This is a genomic window from Streptosporangium sp. NBC_01639 (genome assembly GCF_045209755.1).
In the GTDB taxonomy this organism is placed as follows: domain Bacteria; phylum Actinomycetota; class Actinomycetes; order Streptosporangiales; family Streptosporangiaceae; genus Streptosporangium.
The window spans coordinates 7,923,696-7,940,956 of the sequence record NZ_CP109272.1 but is presented as its reverse complement, the minus strand read 5'-3'; the positions used below and the strand labels follow the sequence as shown (position 1 = coordinate 7,940,956).

The 17,261-nt window shown below is 69.1% G+C and carries 18 protein-coding genes and 1 pseudogene; 9 read left to right on the top strand and 10 right to left on the bottom strand.

The window, feature by feature from the left end:
• Window positions 1–160: 160 nt before the first annotated feature.
• Window positions 161–502, top strand: coding sequence for a hypothetical protein (locus OHA77_RS36060; RefSeq protein WP_406319977.1), 342 nt, complete (start codon window positions 161–163; stop codon window positions 500–502).
• Window positions 503–639: 137 nt separating this feature from the next.
• Here OHA77_RS36060 and OHA77_RS36055 read toward each other — a convergent pair whose 3' ends face one another.
• The gene (locus OHA77_RS36055; RefSeq protein ID WP_406313731.1) at window positions 640–1,770 is read right to left on the bottom strand and encodes an alkene reductase; all 1,131 of its coding nucleotides are present in this window, start codon (window positions 1,768–1,770) and stop codon (window positions 640–642) included.
• A 136-nt stretch (window positions 1,771–1,906) separates the two neighbouring features.
• Here OHA77_RS36055 and OHA77_RS36050 point away from each other — a divergent pair, with 136 nt between their 5' ends.
• Complete coding sequence (locus OHA77_RS36050; RefSeq protein WP_406313730.1) at window positions 1,907–5,050, top strand: BTAD domain-containing putative transcriptional regulator; 3,144 nt, start codon at window positions 1,907–1,909, stop codon at window positions 5,048–5,050.
• A gap of 254 nt (window positions 5,051–5,304) precedes the next feature.
• Here OHA77_RS36050 and OHA77_RS36045 read toward each other — a convergent pair whose 3' ends face one another.
• The 3 genes and pseudogenes from OHA77_RS36045 to OHA77_RS36035 all read right to left on the bottom strand — a co-directional run.
• Complete coding sequence (locus tag OHA77_RS36045) at window positions 5,305–5,502, bottom strand: DUF6245 family protein (RefSeq protein WP_406313729.1); 198 nt, start codon at window positions 5,500–5,502, stop codon at window positions 5,305–5,307.
• A 78-nt stretch (window positions 5,503–5,580) separates the two neighbouring features.
• Window positions 5,581–6,507: an arginase family protein gene (locus tag OHA77_RS36040; RefSeq protein WP_406313728.1), complete on the bottom strand. Its 927-nt coding sequence runs from the start codon at window positions 6,505–6,507 to the stop codon at window positions 5,581–5,583.
• 684 nt (window positions 6,508–7,191) lie between these two features.
• Window positions 7,192–7,809: pseudogene (locus OHA77_RS36035) on the bottom strand (transposase family protein); the annotation flags it as partial.
• A gap of 34 nt (window positions 7,810–7,843) precedes the next feature.
• Here OHA77_RS36035 and OHA77_RS36030 point away from each other — a divergent pair.
• Window positions 7,844–8,020, top strand: a complete 177-nt coding sequence (locus tag OHA77_RS36030; RefSeq protein WP_406313727.1) for a hypothetical protein — start codon at window positions 7,844–7,846, stop codon at window positions 8,018–8,020.
• Window positions 8,021–8,093: 73 nt separating this feature from the next.
• Here OHA77_RS36030 and OHA77_RS36025 read toward each other — a convergent pair whose 3' ends face one another.
• The 5 genes from OHA77_RS36025 to vph all read right to left on the bottom strand — a co-directional run bounded on the left by OHA77_RS36025 (window position 8,094) and on the right by vph (window position 11,829).
• Window positions 8,094–8,534, bottom strand: a complete 441-nt coding sequence (locus OHA77_RS36025; protein ID WP_406313726.1) for an ester cyclase — start codon at window positions 8,532–8,534, stop codon at window positions 8,094–8,096.
• 96 nt (window positions 8,535–8,630) lie between these two features.
• Window positions 8,631–9,194 carry a YceI family protein gene (locus OHA77_RS36020; protein WP_406313725.1) on the bottom strand — a complete coding sequence of 188 codons (564 nt, stop codon included), beginning with the start codon at window positions 9,192–9,194 and terminating at the stop codon, window positions 8,631–8,633.
• Window positions 9,195–9,330: 136 nt separating this feature from the next.
• Window positions 9,331–10,488, bottom strand: a complete 1,158-nt coding sequence (locus tag OHA77_RS36015) for an RNA polymerase sigma factor (RefSeq protein ID WP_406313724.1) — start codon at window positions 10,486–10,488, stop codon at window positions 9,331–9,333.
• Window positions 10,489–10,490: 2 nt separating this feature from the next.
• Entirely contained in the window at window positions 10,491–10,829 is a 339-nt protein-coding gene (locus OHA77_RS36010) for a YciI family protein (protein ID WP_326823737.1), read from the bottom strand.
• A gap of 136 nt (window positions 10,830–10,965) precedes the next feature.
• Window positions 10,966–11,829, bottom strand: coding sequence for a viomycin phosphotransferase (gene vph, locus OHA77_RS36005; protein ID WP_406313723.1), 864 nt, complete (start codon window positions 11,827–11,829; stop codon window positions 10,966–10,968).
• Window positions 11,830–11,900: 71 nt separating this feature from the next.
• On the opposite strand from vph, the gene OHA77_RS36000 reads away from it, so the two are divergent.
• The 4 genes from OHA77_RS36000 (at window position 11,901) to OHA77_RS35985 (ending at window position 14,114) form a co-directional block, all read left to right on the top strand.
• Window positions 11,901–12,992 (top strand): IS630 family transposase, encoded by a 1,092-nt coding sequence (locus tag OHA77_RS36000; RefSeq protein WP_406313722.1) that lies wholly within the window; start codon window positions 11,901–11,903, stop codon window positions 12,990–12,992.
• Window positions 12,993–12,996: 4 nt separating this feature from the next.
• Window positions 12,997–13,317, top strand: coding sequence for an NIPSNAP family protein (locus tag OHA77_RS35995; protein WP_406313721.1), 321 nt, complete (start codon window positions 12,997–12,999; stop codon window positions 13,315–13,317).
• A gap of 256 nt (window positions 13,318–13,573) precedes the next feature.
• The gene (locus OHA77_RS35990; RefSeq protein ID WP_406313720.1) at window positions 13,574–13,804 is read left to right on the top strand and encodes a hypothetical protein; all 231 of its coding nucleotides are present in this window, start codon (window positions 13,574–13,576) and stop codon (window positions 13,802–13,804) included.
• On the top strand, window positions 13,785–14,114 hold the full coding sequence (locus tag OHA77_RS35985; RefSeq protein ID WP_406319928.1) for a type II toxin-antitoxin system PemK/MazF family toxin: 330 nt from the start codon (window positions 13,785–13,787) through the stop codon (window positions 14,112–14,114). The genes OHA77_RS35990 and OHA77_RS35985 overlap by 20 nt, the downstream gene beginning before the upstream one ends.
• Window positions 14,115–14,219: 105 nt before the next feature.
• On the opposite strand, the gene OHA77_RS35980 is transcribed toward OHA77_RS35985, so the two are convergent.
• Window positions 14,220–14,606 (bottom strand): TraR/DksA family transcriptional regulator, encoded by a 387-nt coding sequence (locus OHA77_RS35980; protein WP_406313719.1) that lies wholly within the window; start codon window positions 14,604–14,606, stop codon window positions 14,220–14,222.
• Between the two features lie 267 nt (window positions 14,607–14,873).
• On the opposite strand from OHA77_RS35980, the gene OHA77_RS35975 reads away from it, so the two are divergent.
• Together OHA77_RS35975 and OHA77_RS35970 are read left to right on the top strand one after the other, a co-directional pair.
• Window positions 14,874–15,953: a DUF2332 domain-containing protein gene (locus OHA77_RS35975; RefSeq protein WP_406313718.1), complete on the top strand. Its 1,080-nt coding sequence runs from the start codon at window positions 14,874–14,876 to the stop codon at window positions 15,951–15,953.
• 206 nt (window positions 15,954–16,159) lie between these two features.
• Window positions 16,160–17,092, top strand: a complete 933-nt coding sequence (locus OHA77_RS35970; protein ID WP_406313717.1) for a hypothetical protein — start codon at window positions 16,160–16,162, stop codon at window positions 17,090–17,092.
• Window positions 17,093–17,261 lie beyond the last annotated feature (169 nt).

The window sequence follows — 17,261 nt, the reverse complement described above, 5'->3', positions numbered from 1 at the left end:
CTCCAGTCCGGGGGGTGGATGACCCATGACGCCACCGTCATAGCCGAGTTGGAGAAAGGGCAATCGATCTTCGGCGGCTGGCCGTACCGTTCGGGGAGTTCACCGCGGCCGTCTGACGCGGAGTGTGAACGATCGCGCGCTCCCCGGATACGTTCCGATAATGGTCCGCCACCAGTGGTTGAGAAATCTTGCCGTTTTCTCCGCTCCGATACTCGGTATCGCATTCGTGGCAGTCGGGCTCGTCATACCTGCGGTTCTGCTGCTCCCCTCCGACGAGGCAACGCTCGACCGCTGGTCGAAGATCGGTGAGGCGCTGTCGCCGATCGGGGTCTTCTTCTCGGGTGTGGCGTTCATCGGCATCGCGCTCACCCTCTTCCTCCAGGGGTGCGAGCTGCGGAACCAGCGCGAGGAGCTGACCATCGCAAGGGAGGAGCAGCAGTCGAAATACTTGTGCCCGCGTCATCGAAGTTGGCAGTACCCAGCCCAAGATCAAGCGCCATAAGCGTGCATAGGCTGAAGCTATAGCTCCAAAGGCTTCGAAATATTCTGGCCAAGAGTTGCCGACGGAGCCTTCAGCGGGTGTCTCCATCCTTTCCCTCACGTATGGGCGGCAGCGCGAGGCGATCGAGTGAGAGGCGATCAGACCACGACCGGATCGCGCTCTTCCTGGGCGGCCAGCACCGGGTAGTCGGTGTATCCGAGCTCGCCACCCCCGTACCAGTGCTCCGTGCGCACCGGGTTGAGCGGCGCGCCCCGACGGAACCGTTCGACCAAGTCGGGGTTGGCCAGGAACGCCCGGCCGAGCGAGATCAGGTCGGCGCCCGCCGCGAGCAGCAGCTCGCCCGCGTGCCGGCCGCCGTCGGCAGGGAACGGAGTCGGCCAGGGCAGCGCCGGGTTGGCGATCAACGCGGAAGGCCAGTCGCCGCGGATGCGCTGGAACAGGGGTTGGGCGGGGTCGGCGAATACGACGTGCAGGTAGGCCAGGCCCTTGTTGGCCAGCGCGCCGACGAGCGCGGGATAGACGCGCTCGATGTCGTGCTCGCGCATGGCGTTGGCCGTGACACCGGGTGCGATGCGCAGGCCCACCCGCGCGGGACCGATCGCGTCGGCGACGGCCTCGACCACCTCGACCGCGAAGCGGATGCGGCCGGCCGCCGAGCCGCCGTAGGCATCGGCGCGGTGGTTGGTGGCCTCCGACAGGAACTGGTGGATGAGGTAGCCGTTGCCGCCGTGCACCTCCACCCCCTCGAACCCGGCGTCGATGGCACGCCGGGCGGCGGCGGCGAAGTCGGCCACGGTGGATCGGATCTCCGCGACGGTCATCTCGCGGGGCACGACCCCCGGCCTGGACCCGCCAGGGGTGAAGATCGGGTCGGGGAACGCCACCGGCGAAGGCGCGATCGGCATCAGCCCGGTGGTGTCCGGGTGGCCGATCCGGCCGCCGTGCTGCAACTGCAGGAACATCGTGCCGCCCGCGGCGCGCACCGCGCCGGTGACGTGCCTCCAGCCAGCCACGTGCGTGTCGTTATAGATGGCGGGAATGTTGGGATAGGTCTGCCCGACCGCGTTCGGCGTGCTGGCCTCGGCGATGATCAGCCCGGCGGACGCGCGCTGGGCGTAGTACGTCGTCATGATCGGCTCGGGGATGCCGTCGGCCGACGCGCGGTTGCGCGTCAGCGGCGCCATCACCAGCCGGTTGGGCAGGTGGAGAGCGCCGAGCCTGGCGGGTTCGAACAGGCGGGAGGTCAACGCTGCGTTTGACATGGTCATCGTCCGATCTCTCATGTTCTGTGGCAGTGACGACTGTGCTCCTGAGCGCTTCGGAGTGCCTGATGGTCCGCTGATGGTCCACCGCCCGGCCCTGTGTACGGTGACCACTGTGTGGTTTGGAGTGCTTGGTCCGCTGATGGTGCGAGACGACGAGGGCCGGCCGGTCAAGGTCCTCGAGGCCAAGGTCAGGGCGCTGCTCGCCGATCTGCTCGTACACGAGGGGCGGCCGGTCGCCGCCGATCGGCTCATCGACGACCTGTGGGGGGCGGAGCCACCGGGCAACCCCGCCAATGCCCTGCAGGCCAAGGTCTCCCAGCTGCGCCGGGCTGTCGGCCGCGACCGCGTGGCCTACCAGGCGTCGGGCTATCTGCTGCGCCTCGGCCCAGCCGACGAGGTGGACGCGGACCGGTTCCGGGCCCTGGCGGCCGGGGCCTGCTCCGCCGACCCGGCGATGCGGGCCGCGCTGCTCACCGAGGCGCTCGGACTGTGGCGCGGGCCGGCGTACGCCGATTTCGCCGACGAGGAGTTCGTCCGCGCGGCGGTGCACCGCCTGGTCGAACAACGCCTCGCCATCGTGGAGGAGCAAGCCGAGATTCGTCTGGCCGCGGGCGACCACCTCCTGCTCACCGGGGAGCTCGCCGGTCTGGTGGCCCGCCACCCGCTGCGTGAACGGCTGCGCGCCGTCCAGCTTCGGGCCCTCTACCTGGCCGGTCGCCAGAGCGAGGCGCTGGCCTCCTACGAGGAGCTGCGTCACCGACTGGCGGACGAGTTCGGCGTTGACCCCAGCCCGGAGCTGGCCGCGCTCCATCAGGCGATCCTGCGCCAGGACGCGTCGCTCGGCCCGCCTCCAGGCGTCCCTGATCGCCCCCGAGCGAATCTTCCCGCCCAGCTCACCGCTCTGGTCGGGCGGCGGCATGCCCTGGAAGAGGTCGACAGGCTCCTCAGCGGTGCCCGCCTTGTCACGCTGATCGGGCCAGGCGGGGTGGGTAAGACGCGGGTCGCGGTGGAGGCCGCGACACGGATCGCGGCGCGAGCACCGCTGGAAAGTTCGTCGCAGGGTCCGCGGTTCCCCGATGGGGTTTGGCTGGTCGAGCTCGCGGACCAGCGCGGGGGCGTGGCCGACCTCGCGCAGGCGGTCGCGGCCACGCTCGGCCTGAGCAGCGACGTCCCAGCCGGGTCGCCGGGCCCCGGTACGCCCTGGGCGCCCGCCGACCGGCTCGCCGCCGCCCTGCGCGAGCGCCGGATCCTGCTCGTGCTCGACAACTGCGAACAGGTCGTCGACCCGGCCGCCGAGCTCGTGGACCTGTTGCTGCGCGCCGCACCGGGGTTGGGTGTCCTGGCCACCAGCAGGGAGCCGCTTGGCCTGGCGGGCGAGACCGTGTACCTGGTCGAGCCGCTCCAACCTGCCGACGCGATCCGGCTGTTCACCGAGCGGGCCACCGCGTCCGCCCCGGGCTTCGCTCTCGACGGCGAGACCTGCGAGGCGGTGGCCGAGATCTGCCGCCGCCTCGATGGCATCCCGCTAGCGCTCGAACTGGCGGCGACCCGAGTGCGGGGCCTGGGTGCGCGGGAGCTGGCGGCGCGGCTCGAGGACCGGTTCCGGGTGCTCACGGCCGGACAGCGGGGCGCCCCGGCACGGCAGCAGACCCTGCGGGCGATGATCGACTGGAGCTGGGAGCTGCTCAGCGAGCCGGAGCGGGTGGTGCTGCGCCGCCTGGCCGTACCCGCCGGCGGTTGCACGCTGGACGCGGCCGAGGCGGTGTGCGCGGGGGCCGGAGTGCCCCGCGAGGAGGTGCTCGACCTGGTGACGCGCCTGGTCGACCGGTCCTTGGTCGTCATGGCCGACAGCCCAGCGGGGCCGCGCTACAGGCTGCTCGAATCGGTGGCCGCATACGCGACGGAGCGCCTGCACGAGGCGGAGGAACTCGCCGGGGTCCGCGAGCGGCATCTGCGCCACTACCTGGACCTCGCCGAACAGGCCGAGCCCCAGCTCCGCGGTCCTCGGCAGCAGACGTGGCTCGGCCGCCTCGACGCAGAAGCCGCCAACTTCCGGTCGGCGCTCCAGGAGGCGGTCCTACCGGATGCGGCCGCCCGGCTGGCCACCGCCCTCTGCTGGTGGTGGCTGCTGCGCGGCAGGCTGAGCGAGGGTCGCCGCGCCCTGTCGGCGGTGCTCGTCGTCGCCCCTGAGACCGCCGAGCCGCGCGTACTGGAAGGCGCGTTCACGCTGCTGACAGGCGACCGCTCCAGCCCACGGCCGTCGCTGCCCTCCGGGATCGACGACCCGGTACGGCGGGGCCGGGCGCTGTGGCTGCACGCGTACGGCCTTTTTCACGCCGGGCTCCCGGACGCCAGCGAGGAGGTCAACGTCCATGCGCTCGACCTCCTGGCCACTGATGAATGGGGCACTGCGGCTGTACTCGGGCTGCGAGCCATGAACGCGCTGGCTCGTGGCGACCTCTACGCTGTCGCCCGGGACGGCCTGCGCAGCGCCACGCTCTTCCACGAGCTCGGGGACCGCTGGGGCGAGTTGCAGACCGTGTCACCGCTCTCAACGCTCGCCGAGATCAAGGGTGACTACACCGAAGCCGCCCGCCGCCAGACCGAAGGGCTACGCATCGCCCAGGAGCTGGGGCTGGCGGCGGAGGTCGCCGCCCGCCACTCCGGGCTCGGTCGGCTGGCGCTGCTCTCCCATGACTGGGATCGCGCCCATGACCTGCACGAACGAGCTCTGCGGCTGGCCATGGAGCAGGGCTACGTCTACGGTGAGGTGCACGCGGTCATGGGGCTCGCCCTCGGGGCCCGCCGTTCCGGCGACCTCGACGCGGCGGAGGCGTACCTGACCCGGCTCCGCGACGAGCTCATGTCCTCGGCGGCCGGCGAGCACCTGCTGCTCGTCGAGCTGGGCTTCACCGCCGAGCTGCGCGGGGACGCGGCGCGGGCCGCAGACTGTCAACTGCGCGGGCTGGAGGTCGCCTGTTCGATCGGGGAGCCGCGGGCTGTGGCCCTCTCTTTCGAAGGGCTGGCGGGCGCGGCGGCGCTGCCCGGGGACGCGAGCCGGGCCGAGAGCACGACGCTGCTGCTCGGCGCGGCGGACGCCGCGCGGCGAAGCGTGGGCGCGCCACTGCCGCCCGCCGAACGTGGTGACGTGGATCGGATCATGGCGGTGACGAGAGCCGTCCTGGGTGAAGCCGCGCACGCCGAGGTGTTCCTGCGCGGCACGAAACTGACCCCGCAGGAGGCCGCACACCTCGCCCGGACTTTGCTGTCCGACGCGTCCTGACCGCGCACTCTGAGTGACTTGGCCACATCGGCGAGGATTTCGCGGACGCCCAGGGTCTGCAGTCCTGCGGCACGCTCGGGGCTACCCCGGAGGCGATCACGTGAGCGCCTGCCCGTGCGGCCCCTACTTGCCTGACGTAACTTAACGACCTTCAGGGGGGTCTCGGTAGTCCTGTCGAAGAATCCAACGGATATAGCTCTGACCTGGGGTTGCTATCGGGAATGTCGATTCCCGCCCATAGGCGGGCCGCCGGGTCAGTCCTCGCCGAGCAGCGCCGTCATGCCGGTGAGCATGTCGAGCAGGATGTCGACGTTGCCGATCGCAGTGACCAGGCATTCGCGGGCCGCCCGCATCTCAGCGACGTGCTCTTTGACCGTCTCCACGTCGGGCACCTGCCCGGCGCCGATGACGCCCAGGAGCTTCTGCAGGCCCTCGGCGGCGTGCGCGGCCACCAGCGGGATCGGCCCGGTCGACGCATCCTGGGCGAGGAAAAGCAGGCCGTCGGCCGGTTCCTCGCCTACGGCATACGGCTACGAGTCGGCTGGCGAGGACCAGTCGCGGTCAGTGGCGGTGAAGGCCGTCTGGAGGAGGTCGGCGAGGAGGGCCGCACAGGAACCGTCGGGGTCCAGATCGGGATCATAGATGGTGAGGTTGAGGCCGACGCACCGTTCCGACTGCACCAAGGTCTTCAGCAAGGGGGCGAGTTCGTGGGGTAGGAGCCCGCCGGGGTCGGGACTGTCGACGGCAGGCATGACAGACGGGTCCAGCACGTCTGCATCCAGATGCACCCAGAACCCTTCGGTCACGGGCACTTCAAGAGTCTGCAGGACCGCGCCCGCCAATTCCTCGGCGCCCCGGGCCCGGATCTCCTCGACCGTCGCGTTCATGATCTTCAACTCTGTCAGCTCGGCCCGCTCTTCGTCGTAGTCCCGGATGCCGAAGACCCGTACATCCTCGTCCTTGATATACGGCTGCAGCCCTTCGAGGTCTGTCAGGTCCCTCTGGCCACGTCCCGTCGCGATGGCCAACTCCTCACCGCCGGCAGCACCGATACGGTCGGAGTTCCCCGGGTGCCGAAAGTCCGCGGAACCGTCGATGACGGCGAGCCCGTACCGCCCGATGCGGCGCAGGGCGAGCGAGGCACCGAGCTGGATGGAACAGTCCCCGCCCAGGACGACGGGGAAGTCTCCTGCCCGGACGTGGTGCTCGATGCGGTCGGCGAGTTTGCACGTGTACGCGGCGATCGCCTGAGCATTGAACACGCCGTCGCCCATCCTCCAGTCGCCGCGGTCATAGCGGGGCGGAACCAGGACTCCGCCCTCGTGCGCCCCGAGCCGTTGCACCAGCCGCTGCTCGCGCAGCGCCCCCGCCAGCTTGTAGCACCCCGGAACGGTGCCCTCGGCGGGCGGCCGGAGGCCGAGATTGGACGGAGCGTCAATGACCACGAGACGGCGCACCCGGTCATTCTGACAGCACGGGACAGTGCGAGCCACAACCTTGAGCCGGATCTCCCCAGCCGAGGGGAGAGCGCGCTCGAAAAGCCTCTGTCTGGCCACGGCTGCCCGGTTGAGCCGGTCCAGCAATCGTGAAAGCCGTGGCCACTCATTCGGCGCCACGTCACTGCTGACATCTATTTCCCAGACCGACTCACAGGACTTGTTGAACTCGTGGGAATCGTCCAGCGACCTGCCGATCTCGGCTTCGCATTCCGAGATGGCGGTGTTGCGTCTCGGTCCTGGGTGGCCGCCAGCACGGGATAGTCGGTGTACCCGGTCTCACCGCCCGTGTACATCAGGCCCTTCTCCCGCACCGGGTTGAGCGGTCCACCGATGCGCAGTCGTTCGACCAGGTCAGGGTTGGCCAAGAACGAGCGACCGAGCGAGATCAGGTCTGCTCCTGCGGCGAGCAGCCGCTCGCCTTCAAGCCTTCCGCCGTCCGCGGGCAGCGGTCCCCCCACCCCAGTACCGGATTGGCGATCAGCGTGCCTGGCCAACCCTTGCGAATGTGCTGGAAGAGAGGCTGGTCCGGGTCGGCGCAGGTACGCACGAGTCCCGCCAATTCGATCATCTCGGGGCAGGCGGGGGTGAGTTCGCCGAGCAGGCTCTGCTGCTTGCCGGACAAGTTGCCGGGCCGGCTGAGCAGGAGCCGGAGCCGTCCCGGCACACGACCTGTACTCCGGGATTGGTGCGCAGCCAGGCTTCGAGAGTGTCGGCGGTGCGGTCGGGCAGGATGTCGACGCGTTCGCGGGTTTCGGCGTTGATGAGCACGGTGACGTAGCGATGGCGGCGTAGGGCGAAGTCGTCCATGCCCAGGACGCGGGGTATCTGGAGTTGGGGCAGGGGCAGGCGCAGCAGGATGCACAGGGCGGTATGCCGCGACAAGTGCATGGCCAGGGCGGAAAGGACGCGTGTGCCGGCGTGTCCGGCCAGTTCGCGAACCACCGCGCCGATCTGGTCGGCCAGGCGGGGTGTGCGCCGCTGATAGCGTTCCAGCACGCCGGGGGGTTGTTCGCGGAAGGTCTGGCGGCAGCCGCGTGTCGCGCATCTCAGGCGGCGGATCCGCGCTACCACGAGCACGCGGCGGGCGTCCAGCTGGACATCGGCCATGCTGCGTTCGTGATAGCCGTGCACGCGCGCCGTCTCACCCCCGCAGTTCGGGCAGGTGGCTGGTCCATTCGGGGTTCGGGCCCGCACCCGGATCTGCTCATGCTCGTCCGTCACGTCCTCCACGACCAGCGGCGATAACCCGGAGAACACCATGCTCACAAGTCGTCAACATCTCGCATGACTCACCGTGGCGTATCAGGACGTTCTGTCACCACCGGATCTGAGACAGAGCCGAAAACCGTACAGTCCCCCTTACGGCGACCCGCTTCTCGCCCGCGCCACCGTGGAACGGGTGACCTCGCCGGGGGAGGTGCGTGACCTCGTGCTCGGCGGAACGATGGGACGGCTGCTGGGCATCCTCTGATCCGTGGCGACGCCACGCCGGTCCGCGCGGACCGGCGTGGCCGTACCGAACATCGGTGGACGTGGCGCTGTGGTCAGAAGCCTCCGGGAATCATGCCGAGCTGTCGCATCTGCGAGAAGACGTCGACGACCCCCCAGATCTCAGCGATCCGGCCGCCGTCGAAGCGGAAGACGAAGATCTCGTTGTACGTCATGGATCTGCCGGTTGGCGGGAGTCCCCTGAACTCACCCTGGTGGGTCCCGGTGACCGTGTTCCTGCTGACGAGCTTGTCCCCCTCCGCGATCACGTCCTCGACCTCGACGTGAAGGTCGGGGAACGCGCGAAGGAGCACCGCCCACACTTCCTTGAGCGCCTGCACCCCCGTCGCCTCACTCGGCACTGGCGCGTGGAACAGCACGTTCGGCGCGACGACCTCGTCGAACGTCTTCGAGACGAGCTCCGCATCACGCGTGTTCCCGGCGTCGTGGAAGCGGCGGAACGTCGCTCTGTTGCTTGTCTCCTGGGCTGTGGACATGTGGCCTCTCCTCGGGTCGATATGAACATTCGGGTGGTTGTCGCTGCTCGCAGCGGGGACTCGGCTGCCGGTGTGCGGCAGCCCGTCCGGGTCGGATCACTTCTGGAGGACGGCCTGGATCTCGAGGCTGATCGACACCTTGTCGCCCACCACGACGCCACCGCCGTCCATCGGGACGGTGATGTCGATGCCGAAGTCGCGCCGGTTGATCTGCGTGGTCGCGGAGAAGCCGGCCCGCTGCCCGCCGAACGGGTCCGGGCCGAACCCGTTCGCCTCGACGGCCAGCGGCACCGGCCGGGTGACGCCGTGCAACGTCAGCTCACCGTCGACGACCCAGCCGTCGTCGGTCCGGCGAATGCCGGTGGAGCGGTAGCTCATCGTCGGGTACTTCCCGACCTCGAGGTAGTCGGCGGAGCGGAGGTGGTTGTCACGCGGTTCGTAGCCGGTGTCGATGGACGTGAGGTCGATCGTCGCGGCGACCGACGAGCCCAGTGGGTCCTCGCTCGTGACGATCGTGACGTCGTAGCCGGTGAACCGGCCGCGCGCCTTGCTGACCATGAGGTGCCGGACGGAGAAGGCGATCTCGGAGTGCACCGGGTCGGCCTTCCAGATGCCGGCCAGATAGCCCGGGATCGCGACAGTCGCGGGGGCGGAGTGCATGGGTTCCTCCATGGATGTGGTGCGGCTACGCGGCGCGGGCGGCGCTGGTGCGGCTGTGCAGCTCGCGCGGAAGGCGGGAAAGGTCGTCGCTCATACCCAGGCGACGAACGAGCACCCGTTCAGGGGACAGCCCGGGTCAGAGATGTTCGAGCCGCCGGGTCAGGAACCGCCGCTCAGGGGTCGAGGTGGCCAGCCCGAGCGCCCGACGGTACGCCGCTCGGGCCTCGGTGTCCCGGCCGAGACGCCGCAACAACTCACCGCGGGTCGAGTGGAAGTAGAGGTAGCCGTCCAGGTCGAGGCGGTCGACGGCGCGCAACGCCGCGGCGGGGTCGCCGGCCTGGGCGACCGCCACGGCGCGGTTGAGCTCGACCACCGGGGAGCCGGTGAGTTCGGCCAGCCGCCGGTACATCGCGGCGACCTGCGGCCAGTCGATCCGCTCGTGCGTCTGCAGCGACGCGATCACGGCCTGGACGACATAGGCGCCGCGCCCGCCCAGCGCGATCGCCTGGTCGAGCACCGCCCGTCCCGCCGCGATCTGGCGCATGTCCCACAGCGACCGGTCCTGATCGTCGAGCAGCACGAGATCCTCGCCGGAGAACCGGGCCCGCCGCCGGGCATGATGGATCATCATCAGCGCGAGCAGCCCGTACGCCTCCGGTTCGTCCGGCATGAGCACGGCGAGCACTCGCCCCAGGCGGATGGCTTCGGCGCCGAGGTCGACCCGGCCGCGGTAGCCCTCGTTGTAGATCAGATAGATCACGGCGAGCACCGCATCGAGGCGGTCGGGAAGCAGCTGCGCGCTGGGAACCGCGAACGGGATCCCGGCCGCCTTGATCTTGGTCTTGGCGCGGGACAGGCGGCGTTTCATGGTCTCCTCGGAGACCAGGAAGGCCCGGGCGATATCGGCGGTCTCCAGGCCGCCGAGGGCCCGCAGCGTGAGCGCCACCTGCCCGTCCAGCGGCAGCGCCGGGTGGCAGCAGGTGAAGATCAGCTCAAGCCGTTCGTCCTTGATCACGCCGTCGTCGAACTCGTCCATGATGGCCTCGGGTGCCGGTAGCAGATGGATCTTCTCGGCCAGGGTGCGCTCCCGGCGGAGCCGGTCGATCGCCCGGTTGCGGGCCGTCGTCACCAGCCACGCACCCGGGTTGGCGGGCATGCCCGATGCGGGCCAGCGCTGCGCCGCGATCGCGAACGCCTCCTGTGCGGCCTCCTCGGCTTTGTCGAAGTCGCCGAGGAACCCGACCAGCGAGGCCAGCACCCGGCTCCACTCGTCGCGGAACACCTCCTCCAGCACGGTCAGCGCCGCACCACCGGTCTGATCTCCACCGCGCCGCCGAGCCGGGCGGCCGGGATGCGCGCCGCCAGCTCGATCGCCTCGTCCAGATCGGCCGCCTCGACCAGGCAGAAGCCGCCGAGTACCTCCTTGGTGTCCGCGAACGGGCCGTCGGTCATCAGCGTCCGGCCACCGACCACCCGCACGCTGGTCGCCGTCTCGGCGGGCTGCAGTTGCCCGCCGCCGACGCACCGGGCGTCATCGGCCAGCGCGAAATACTCCGCGTACGCCGCCGCACGTTCCTCTTCTGACAGCGCTTCTCCATAACCGGGCTCGGTGTAGATCATCAGGGCGTACTGCATCGCAACCTCCGGAGTCAGTGGGCTCTCACCTTCACGACGAACGAGCGGCGGCGCAAGGGACACCACGGGTTCACGACTTCCGAAGAACCGAGACGCCAGGGAGAATCGAAGCCGCTGGTCGATCGCATACGCCGGGTCAGCGATAGCCGGCCAGGCCGTCCGCCAGTTCTTCCTCGTCGCCGTCGCGGTGCGCGTAGAGGGCCTGCTGCAGGGCGAACGTGCTACGGATCGTGGCGATCCGGGCTGCCATGCCGCTCCCCGACCAGCCGCTCAATGCGAGGACCCGGTCCAGCAGGTCCTTCCCGTGGCCGGCGCCGACGGCCGCGAGGTCATTGGCCGGGTCACCGAGCGCGACCTCGTCCCAGTCGACCACTCCGCTGAGCCGAGGCCGCCCGTCGGCGATCTCCCATAGGACGTTCTCGCCACCGAGGTCACCGTGCACCACCGCGGTGGTGAGGTGGGGAAGGCCGTCGAGCGCCGCGAGCTCCCTCTCGGCGCGCTGACGCCCGCTGCCGGACATGAGCGTGAACAGCTCTGCGCGGACGTCTGCCGCGAACTCCTGCCACTCTCCTTCCGGCGCGTGCGGCAGCGCCGCTCGTATCTCCTCGTCGGCGCCCGCCGTGGCCAGTGCGGCCAGCAGCGTGGCGTACTGCGCCGCCACCGATTCGGCCACCTCGGGGTGTTCGAGCACGTCGTCCTCCAACGGTGCTCCGGGGATTCGGCTGAGTACCAGGAACGGCGGACCGGCCGTGCCTTGAGCGTCGCTTTCGACCAATGGCTCGGGTGTGCGGAAGCCGAGGTCGAGCCCGGTGAGCGCGCGCAGCACGGCCGCCCGCCCGGGCAGCCGGGTGGCTGCCGCCTCGGTACGGGCGAAGCACACGACACGATCCGAGCCGATCACCACATGATGGAACTGCCCCTGCCTGACGGTGAGACTGTCCGGTTTGTCATGGGGCAGCAGCCGGCTCAGCAGGGCGTGGTGCGTCTCGAGGACGTCCATGAGGTGAACCTTCCGGTCAGAGCACTAGTGTCCCGCGCCGGAAATTTGTCGGCTAAGTCTAAAATGCTGTCATGGCGCGGACGGGACGACCGAAGGCCGAAGTGACGCTGACCGACACCGAGCGGGCGACGCTGGAGCGCTGGGCGCGGCGGGCGAAGTCCTCACAGATGCTGGCGATGCGCTCCAAGATCGTGCTGGCGTGTGCGGACGGCAGAGACAACAAGGAGATCGCCCGGGATCTGCGGGTGCATCGGGACACGGTGTCCAAATGGCGCAACCGGTTCATCACACTGCGATTGCAGGGGCTGGTGGACGAACAGCGCCCGGGCCGGCCACCCTCCATCACGCTGGATCAGGTGGAACAGGTCGTGGTGGCGACGCTGGAGCAGACGCCTCAAAGCGCCACGCACTGGTCGCGGACCTCGATGGCCGAGCGCAGCGGGTTGTCGAAGTCGACGATCGGACGGATCTGGCGCGACTTCGGCCTCAAACCACATCTCTGCGACACCTTCAAGCTGTCGACCGATCCGCTGTTCGTGGAGAAGGTCGTCGACGTCGTCGGCCTCTACCACAACCCGCCCGAGCGAGCGGTAGTGCTGTGCGTGGATGAAAAGAGCCAGATCCAGGCCCTGGACCGTTCGCAACCGGTGCTGCCGATGATGCCCGGCACGCCCGAGCGCCGCACCCATGACTACGCCCGCAGCGGCATCACCAGCTTGTTCGCCGCGTTCAACATCGAAGACGGCACGGTCATCGGCGAACTGCACCGCCGGCACCGGGCCGCCGAATTCAAGAAGTTCCTGACCACGATCGACAAGACGGTCCCGGCCGAGTTGGACATCCACCTGATCTGCGACAACTACGGCATCCACAAGACCCCCGCGATCAGGGCGTGGCTGGCCCGCCGCCCGCGCTTTCACCTGCACTTCACCCCGACCGGATCCTCCTGGATCAATCAGGTCGAGCGCTGGTTCGGCTTCCTGACCGACCAGATGATCCGGCGCGGTGTTCACCAGAGCGTGCAGGCTCTGGAGAAAGACATCCGCGCCTGGATCGCCGACTGGAACACCCATCCCCGGCCGTTCATCTGGACCAAGACCACCGAAGAGATCCTCGAATCACTCGCCCGATATTGCCGACGAATTTCCGGCGCAGGACACTAGCCTCATGCGGGTGATTACTTGTGTGGTCCAGTATGTGATCGACCCGGCGAAGATCGAGTCCTTCGAGCGCTTCGGACGCCGCTGGATGGAACTGGTCGACCGGCACGGTGGCACGCACCACGGATACTTCCTGCCGGCGGAAGGCGCCAGCGACAAGGCGCTCGCCCTGTTCAGCTTTCCCAGCCTCGCCGCGTACGAGGAGTACCGGACGCTGTTCGGCCGGGATCCCGAGTTCATCGAGGCGGACCGCATCAGAGATGAGAGTGGCTGCGTACTGCGCTACGAGCGCACCTTCATGCGCCCGCTGCTGCCGGGCACCCCCTAGCTGTCGTCAAGGTCGCGCCTCGAACGCCGAGGCCCGGATCGACGTCCCATCCGAGTCGGAGATCGACTCCTCGACCGGCGCCCGTCGTCCCGTACAGCGGCACCGACAAAGGCACGGAGATCCCGTCCGGCGACACGGGAGACGACCCCCTTTTGGCGTCTGTCGCCGAGCCGCCCGCTCGTGACCACGGAACGTAACATATCGATCACGCAATTCGCTCAAAGGCCTGCGGGGCCTGTCGCCGTACAGTGAAGATATGGGCGTGCTGACTGTTGAAATCGACCCTGACACTGAGAGAGTTCTCTCCGAGCTGACCTCCGACGGCAGGTCCACCACCGATGTGATCCGCGAAGCGATCCACATCGCAGGACGACTCCGTTGGATGGAGCAGGCACGCACCGACGCGGAGAGGTTGGGCAACGATCCGGACGACCTTGCCGAGATCCGTGCCATCCGGAGGGATCTTGGTGACGCCGATGCGTGGTGACGTATATCGCCTGCGTGCACCGCGCGACGCGGTCGGTCACGAACAGCGCGGCGAACGGTTCGCAGTGCTGTTACAGGCCGACTTCATCTCCATGCTGTCCACGCTGATCGTTGCTCCGACCTCGACCAGCGCGGGACCTGCGATCTTCCGCCCCGAGATCGAGTTGAACGGCAAGGCGACCCGGGTGCTGATCGACCAGATCAAGGCCACAGACACGTCCCGCCTGGGCGACTTCGCCGGGCGCCTCTCGTCATACGAACTCGACGAGATCGACAGGGTTCTTCGCAAAATTCTGGCCTTGCGCCGATAACGAAGCTCTGGACCCGGCGGTCTCTCGAGACCGCCGGGTCAGCTCCGAAGCTGAACGCCGTCGTTGGATGAAAGTCAACAGAGAGGCCCGCTTCAGAGATCCGTCTCACCGCCGCCCGGCCGCGCATTCGATGCAGGTGCGCGCGGCCGGGCGGGCCCGCAGGCGCTCGAAGGCGATGGGCCGCCCACAGCTCTCGCACACGCCGTAGGCGTCCTGGCGGAGTCGCTCGAACGTCCGGTCCAGCTCCTCCAGGTGGCCGCGGGCCCTGTCGAGCTGGGCCTGGAGGTGGGCCCGCTCGAACGCGATCGTCGCCCCTTCCGGGTCGTGCTCGTCGTCGCTGGCCACCAACGCCGACGACGCGACGATGTCGTCCCAGTCGCGTGTCAGCGCCGCGATCTGAACCTCCGTGCTCTCGCGGTCCGTAGTCAGCAGGTCCTGAATGGTCGCCCGCTCCGAAGGGGAGAGGACGGTTCCGGGAAACCGCTCGCTCATCGGCGTCACCCCCGCTCTGTTCCGCGCCAACATGCTGAGCCGGTGCGGAGCGAAGGGCCAGACGGGCGCGCTGATCTGGGATTTCTTCCAGCTTACGACCCGAAACGGCTCTCCCGAAGCCTCTCTGGGACCAGGCACCGGTATTCCGGCGGTCTCCTCCTAGGGCGGGAATCGCGGCCCGGCGCGTGACGCGACTCACCTTTCACGGCTCTGCCGTACGGGCCGCCGTAGGTGGAGGATCGTCGGTATCCGGATGAGGAGGAACCGATGTCCCAGGAGCGTGCCGCCGTCATGATCGAGCACCAGGCGCGCGGCTGCGCCGAGCTCGGCTCACCGCTGTACGCGTTCCTGCTGGAGCGGGTGGCCCGGGACGTCCGCGAGGGAGGTCCCTGCGCACAGGCGCTCACCGGATACGGGGACGCGCCCGGACCCGACGCCGTGGCGCTGCGGCTGCTGGGCGGTGTGCACGCCCTCGCCCTCACCGGCCGGGCGCCCGACCTGGCCGCCTGCTACCCGAGCACGGGCGGTGTCTTCGACCCGGACCGGCCGGAGCCCTGCTGGCGGGCCTTCCGAGCCGCCGTCGCCACCGGGATGGAGTGGGTCCGTGACTGGATGTCCCGGCCGCCGCAGACCAACGAGGCCGGCCGGGCCAACCTGCTGGTCACCGGACTGCTGCGGGCCTCGCAGACCTGGCCGTTGCCGGTCAGGCTGCTGGAGCTGGGCTCCAGCGCCGGGCTCAACCTGCGCGCCGACCGATTCCGCTACGTCTCCGAGGGCTTCGCCTGGGGTCCGGCCGACTCGCCGGTCCTGCTGGAGGACGCCTGGCGGGGCGCCCCGCCCGCCTGGCTGGTGGCGGCGGCCGCCCGGCGGCCGGCCCTGACCGTCGTCGAGCGGCGCGGCTGCGACGTGACACCCATCGACCCGCTGTCCTCCGGTGGGGCGCTGGCTCTGCGGGCCTACGTCTGGCCGGACCAGACCGCCCGCGCGGCGCGGCTGGAGGGTGCCCTGCGACTGGCCGAACGGGTGCCGGCCGAGGTCGACGCCGTCGGCGCGGCCGACTTCCTGGCGGGTGTCCGGCCGGAGCCGGGCACGCTCACCGTGGTCTGGCACTCGATCATGCGCCAGTACGTCCCGGCCGCCGAGTGGGCGCGGGTGGAGCGCGAACTGGACCGGCTCGCGGCGGCCGCCACGGCGGAGGCGGGTTTCGCCCATGTCTCCTTCGAGCCGCGCAGGGTCGGCGAGCGGCACCGCTTCCGGCTGGCCGTACGGCTCGGCGGAGCGGCTGAGGAGGTCCTGGCGGCGGCGCCTCCGCACGGCCTCCCGGCCCGCGAGGTCACCACCGCCTGACAGCGGCAGGGTGCCGGTCACAGCATGATCGCGAGCCTGGCGTTCGCCTTACGGAGCAAGAAACCCTTGGTACTCCAGCTGCAGTTCGTGATCTTTGCTGCTCATACGCGGACGCCTTTGGTACGGGCAAGGTGTGGTTCGACGTGGTACGGAGCACGGGACGAGTCATCGGGCAGGTCAACCTGCGAAGCCATAAGATTCCGGGCATGCAACGGGAAACGGGTGACATCAGGGCGGCGCTCGGCAAGGCTGGTGACCTTCTCGGGAAGTACGTCCTTGGCGCGGAGGTGGATGGTCCGGCAGAGCTCGAGGAAGAGGCCGCCGAGATCAGCGAGCTGTACTCGCTCGTTCAGCATTCTGATCCGGACAATGTCACGGCTGCGGTCGGTCTCACCGTCCTGGCACTCGGTACGCTTCAGGCGTATGTGGAGAACGAGCTGGACGAGCTGTTCATGACAGTGACCGATGAACCGTCACCGTTCGTCGGGCTGGAAGAGGACGATGAGACCGGCCGCGGGCTGGCGGACAAGACCATTCGCGCAGCGCGGCGGGCGCTTGAGCTTGATCCGGCGAACAACCTCGCGGCCTTCGCTCTTGGCTTGGCACTGGAATGGCGCAACGACCATGAGGGGGCGACTGCGGCCTATCGGGAAGCGCTGCGCCTCGACCCAGGCGACCGTGCTGCACGGGTCCGTGTCGAGACACTCCAAGACGTTGAGCTTCCCTGGTCGCCGGCAGAGGCCACGAACCACCATGCCTGTGCCTTCTACCTGCTTCGGATGACCGAACTCGTCAGCAACAGCGGGACCGAGGTCGGATGGACCTGGCTCGCAACGGACCCGGCCGAGGTGCGCAGCGCGGCGGAGGGTTACCTCGGCAAGCGGGTCCCCGGTGATGACGGAAGAGACACCTTTCGGGTGGACACCCACATACCCGGCCAGCCCATCGTGATGGCGGATCTGTGTGAGTCACTTCGCCGGACGCCGGACGGGCAATCGGCCATCGACTGGTCGACGGTGGCCCTGCCTGACCTGGTCGGGGAGCTGCTCCCGGTCGGCCAGCCGGTTCGGGAATGCGGAGAGATGTTCTTCTTCGGCGCCAACGAACGCTTCGACTATTACGACAGCAGTAGTTCGTGATCTAGTCTCCATCTCGATCATTTGATGCTGTGAGCTGTGGTTATGTAAAGACGAGGCGTTTGCAGTGGTACCAGCGGGCGCGGGCCTTGGATCCGGCGCCGCACGAGCGCCGCTCCCACACGCAGGGACGAGCGCGGCCAGTTGATCGGCGCGGTCTTCGCCTACATCG

Bases quoted from the DNA above. Each gene is read 5' to 3' on its own strand.
- OHA77_RS36020 (WP_406313725.1), bottom strand. From the start codon at position 9,194: ATGCACTCCGCCCCCGCGACTGTCGCGATCCCGGGCTATCTGGCCGGC.
- OHA77_RS36025 (WP_406313726.1), bottom strand. From the start codon at position 8,534: ATGTCCACAGCCCAGGAGACAAGCAACAGAGCGACGTTCCGCCGCTTC.
- OHA77_RS35990 (WP_406313720.1), top strand. From the start codon at position 13,574: ATGGGCGTGCTGACTGTTGAAATCGACCCTGACACTGAGAGAGTTCTC.
- OHA77_RS35995 (WP_406313721.1), top strand. From the start codon at position 12,997: ATGCGGGTGATTACTTGTGTGGTCCAGTATGTGATCGACCCGGCGAAG.
- OHA77_RS36055 (WP_406313731.1), bottom strand. From the start codon at position 1,770: ATGACCATGTCAAACGCAGCGTTGACCTCCCGCCTGTTCGAACCCGCC.
- OHA77_RS35975 (WP_406313718.1), top strand. From the start codon at position 14,874: ATGTCCCAGGAGCGTGCCGCCGTCATGATCGAGCACCAGGCGCGCGGC.
- OHA77_RS36060 (WP_406319977.1), top strand. From the start codon at position 161: ATGGTCCGCCACCAGTGGTTGAGAAATCTTGCCGTTTTCTCCGCTCCG.
- OHA77_RS36010 (WP_326823737.1), bottom strand. From the start codon at position 10,829: ATGCAGTACGCCCTGATGATCTACACCGAGCCCGGTTATGGAGAAGCG.
- vph (WP_406313723.1), bottom strand. From the start codon at position 11,829: ATGGACGTCCTCGAGACGCACCACGCCCTGCTGAGCCGGCTGCTGCCC.
- OHA77_RS36050 (WP_406313730.1), top strand. From the start codon at position 1,907: ATGGTGCGAGACGACGAGGGCCGGCCGGTCAAGGTCCTCGAGGCCAAG.
- OHA77_RS35970 (WP_406313717.1), top strand. From the start codon at position 16,160: ATGCAACGGGAAACGGGTGACATCAGGGCGGCGCTCGGCAAGGCTGGT.
- OHA77_RS35980 (WP_406313719.1), bottom strand. From the start codon at position 14,606: ATGAGCGAGCGGTTTCCCGGAACCGTCCTCTCCCCTTCGGAGCGGGCG.
- OHA77_RS36000 (WP_406313722.1), top strand. From the start codon at position 11,901: ATGGCGCGGACGGGACGACCGAAGGCCGAAGTGACGCTGACCGACACC.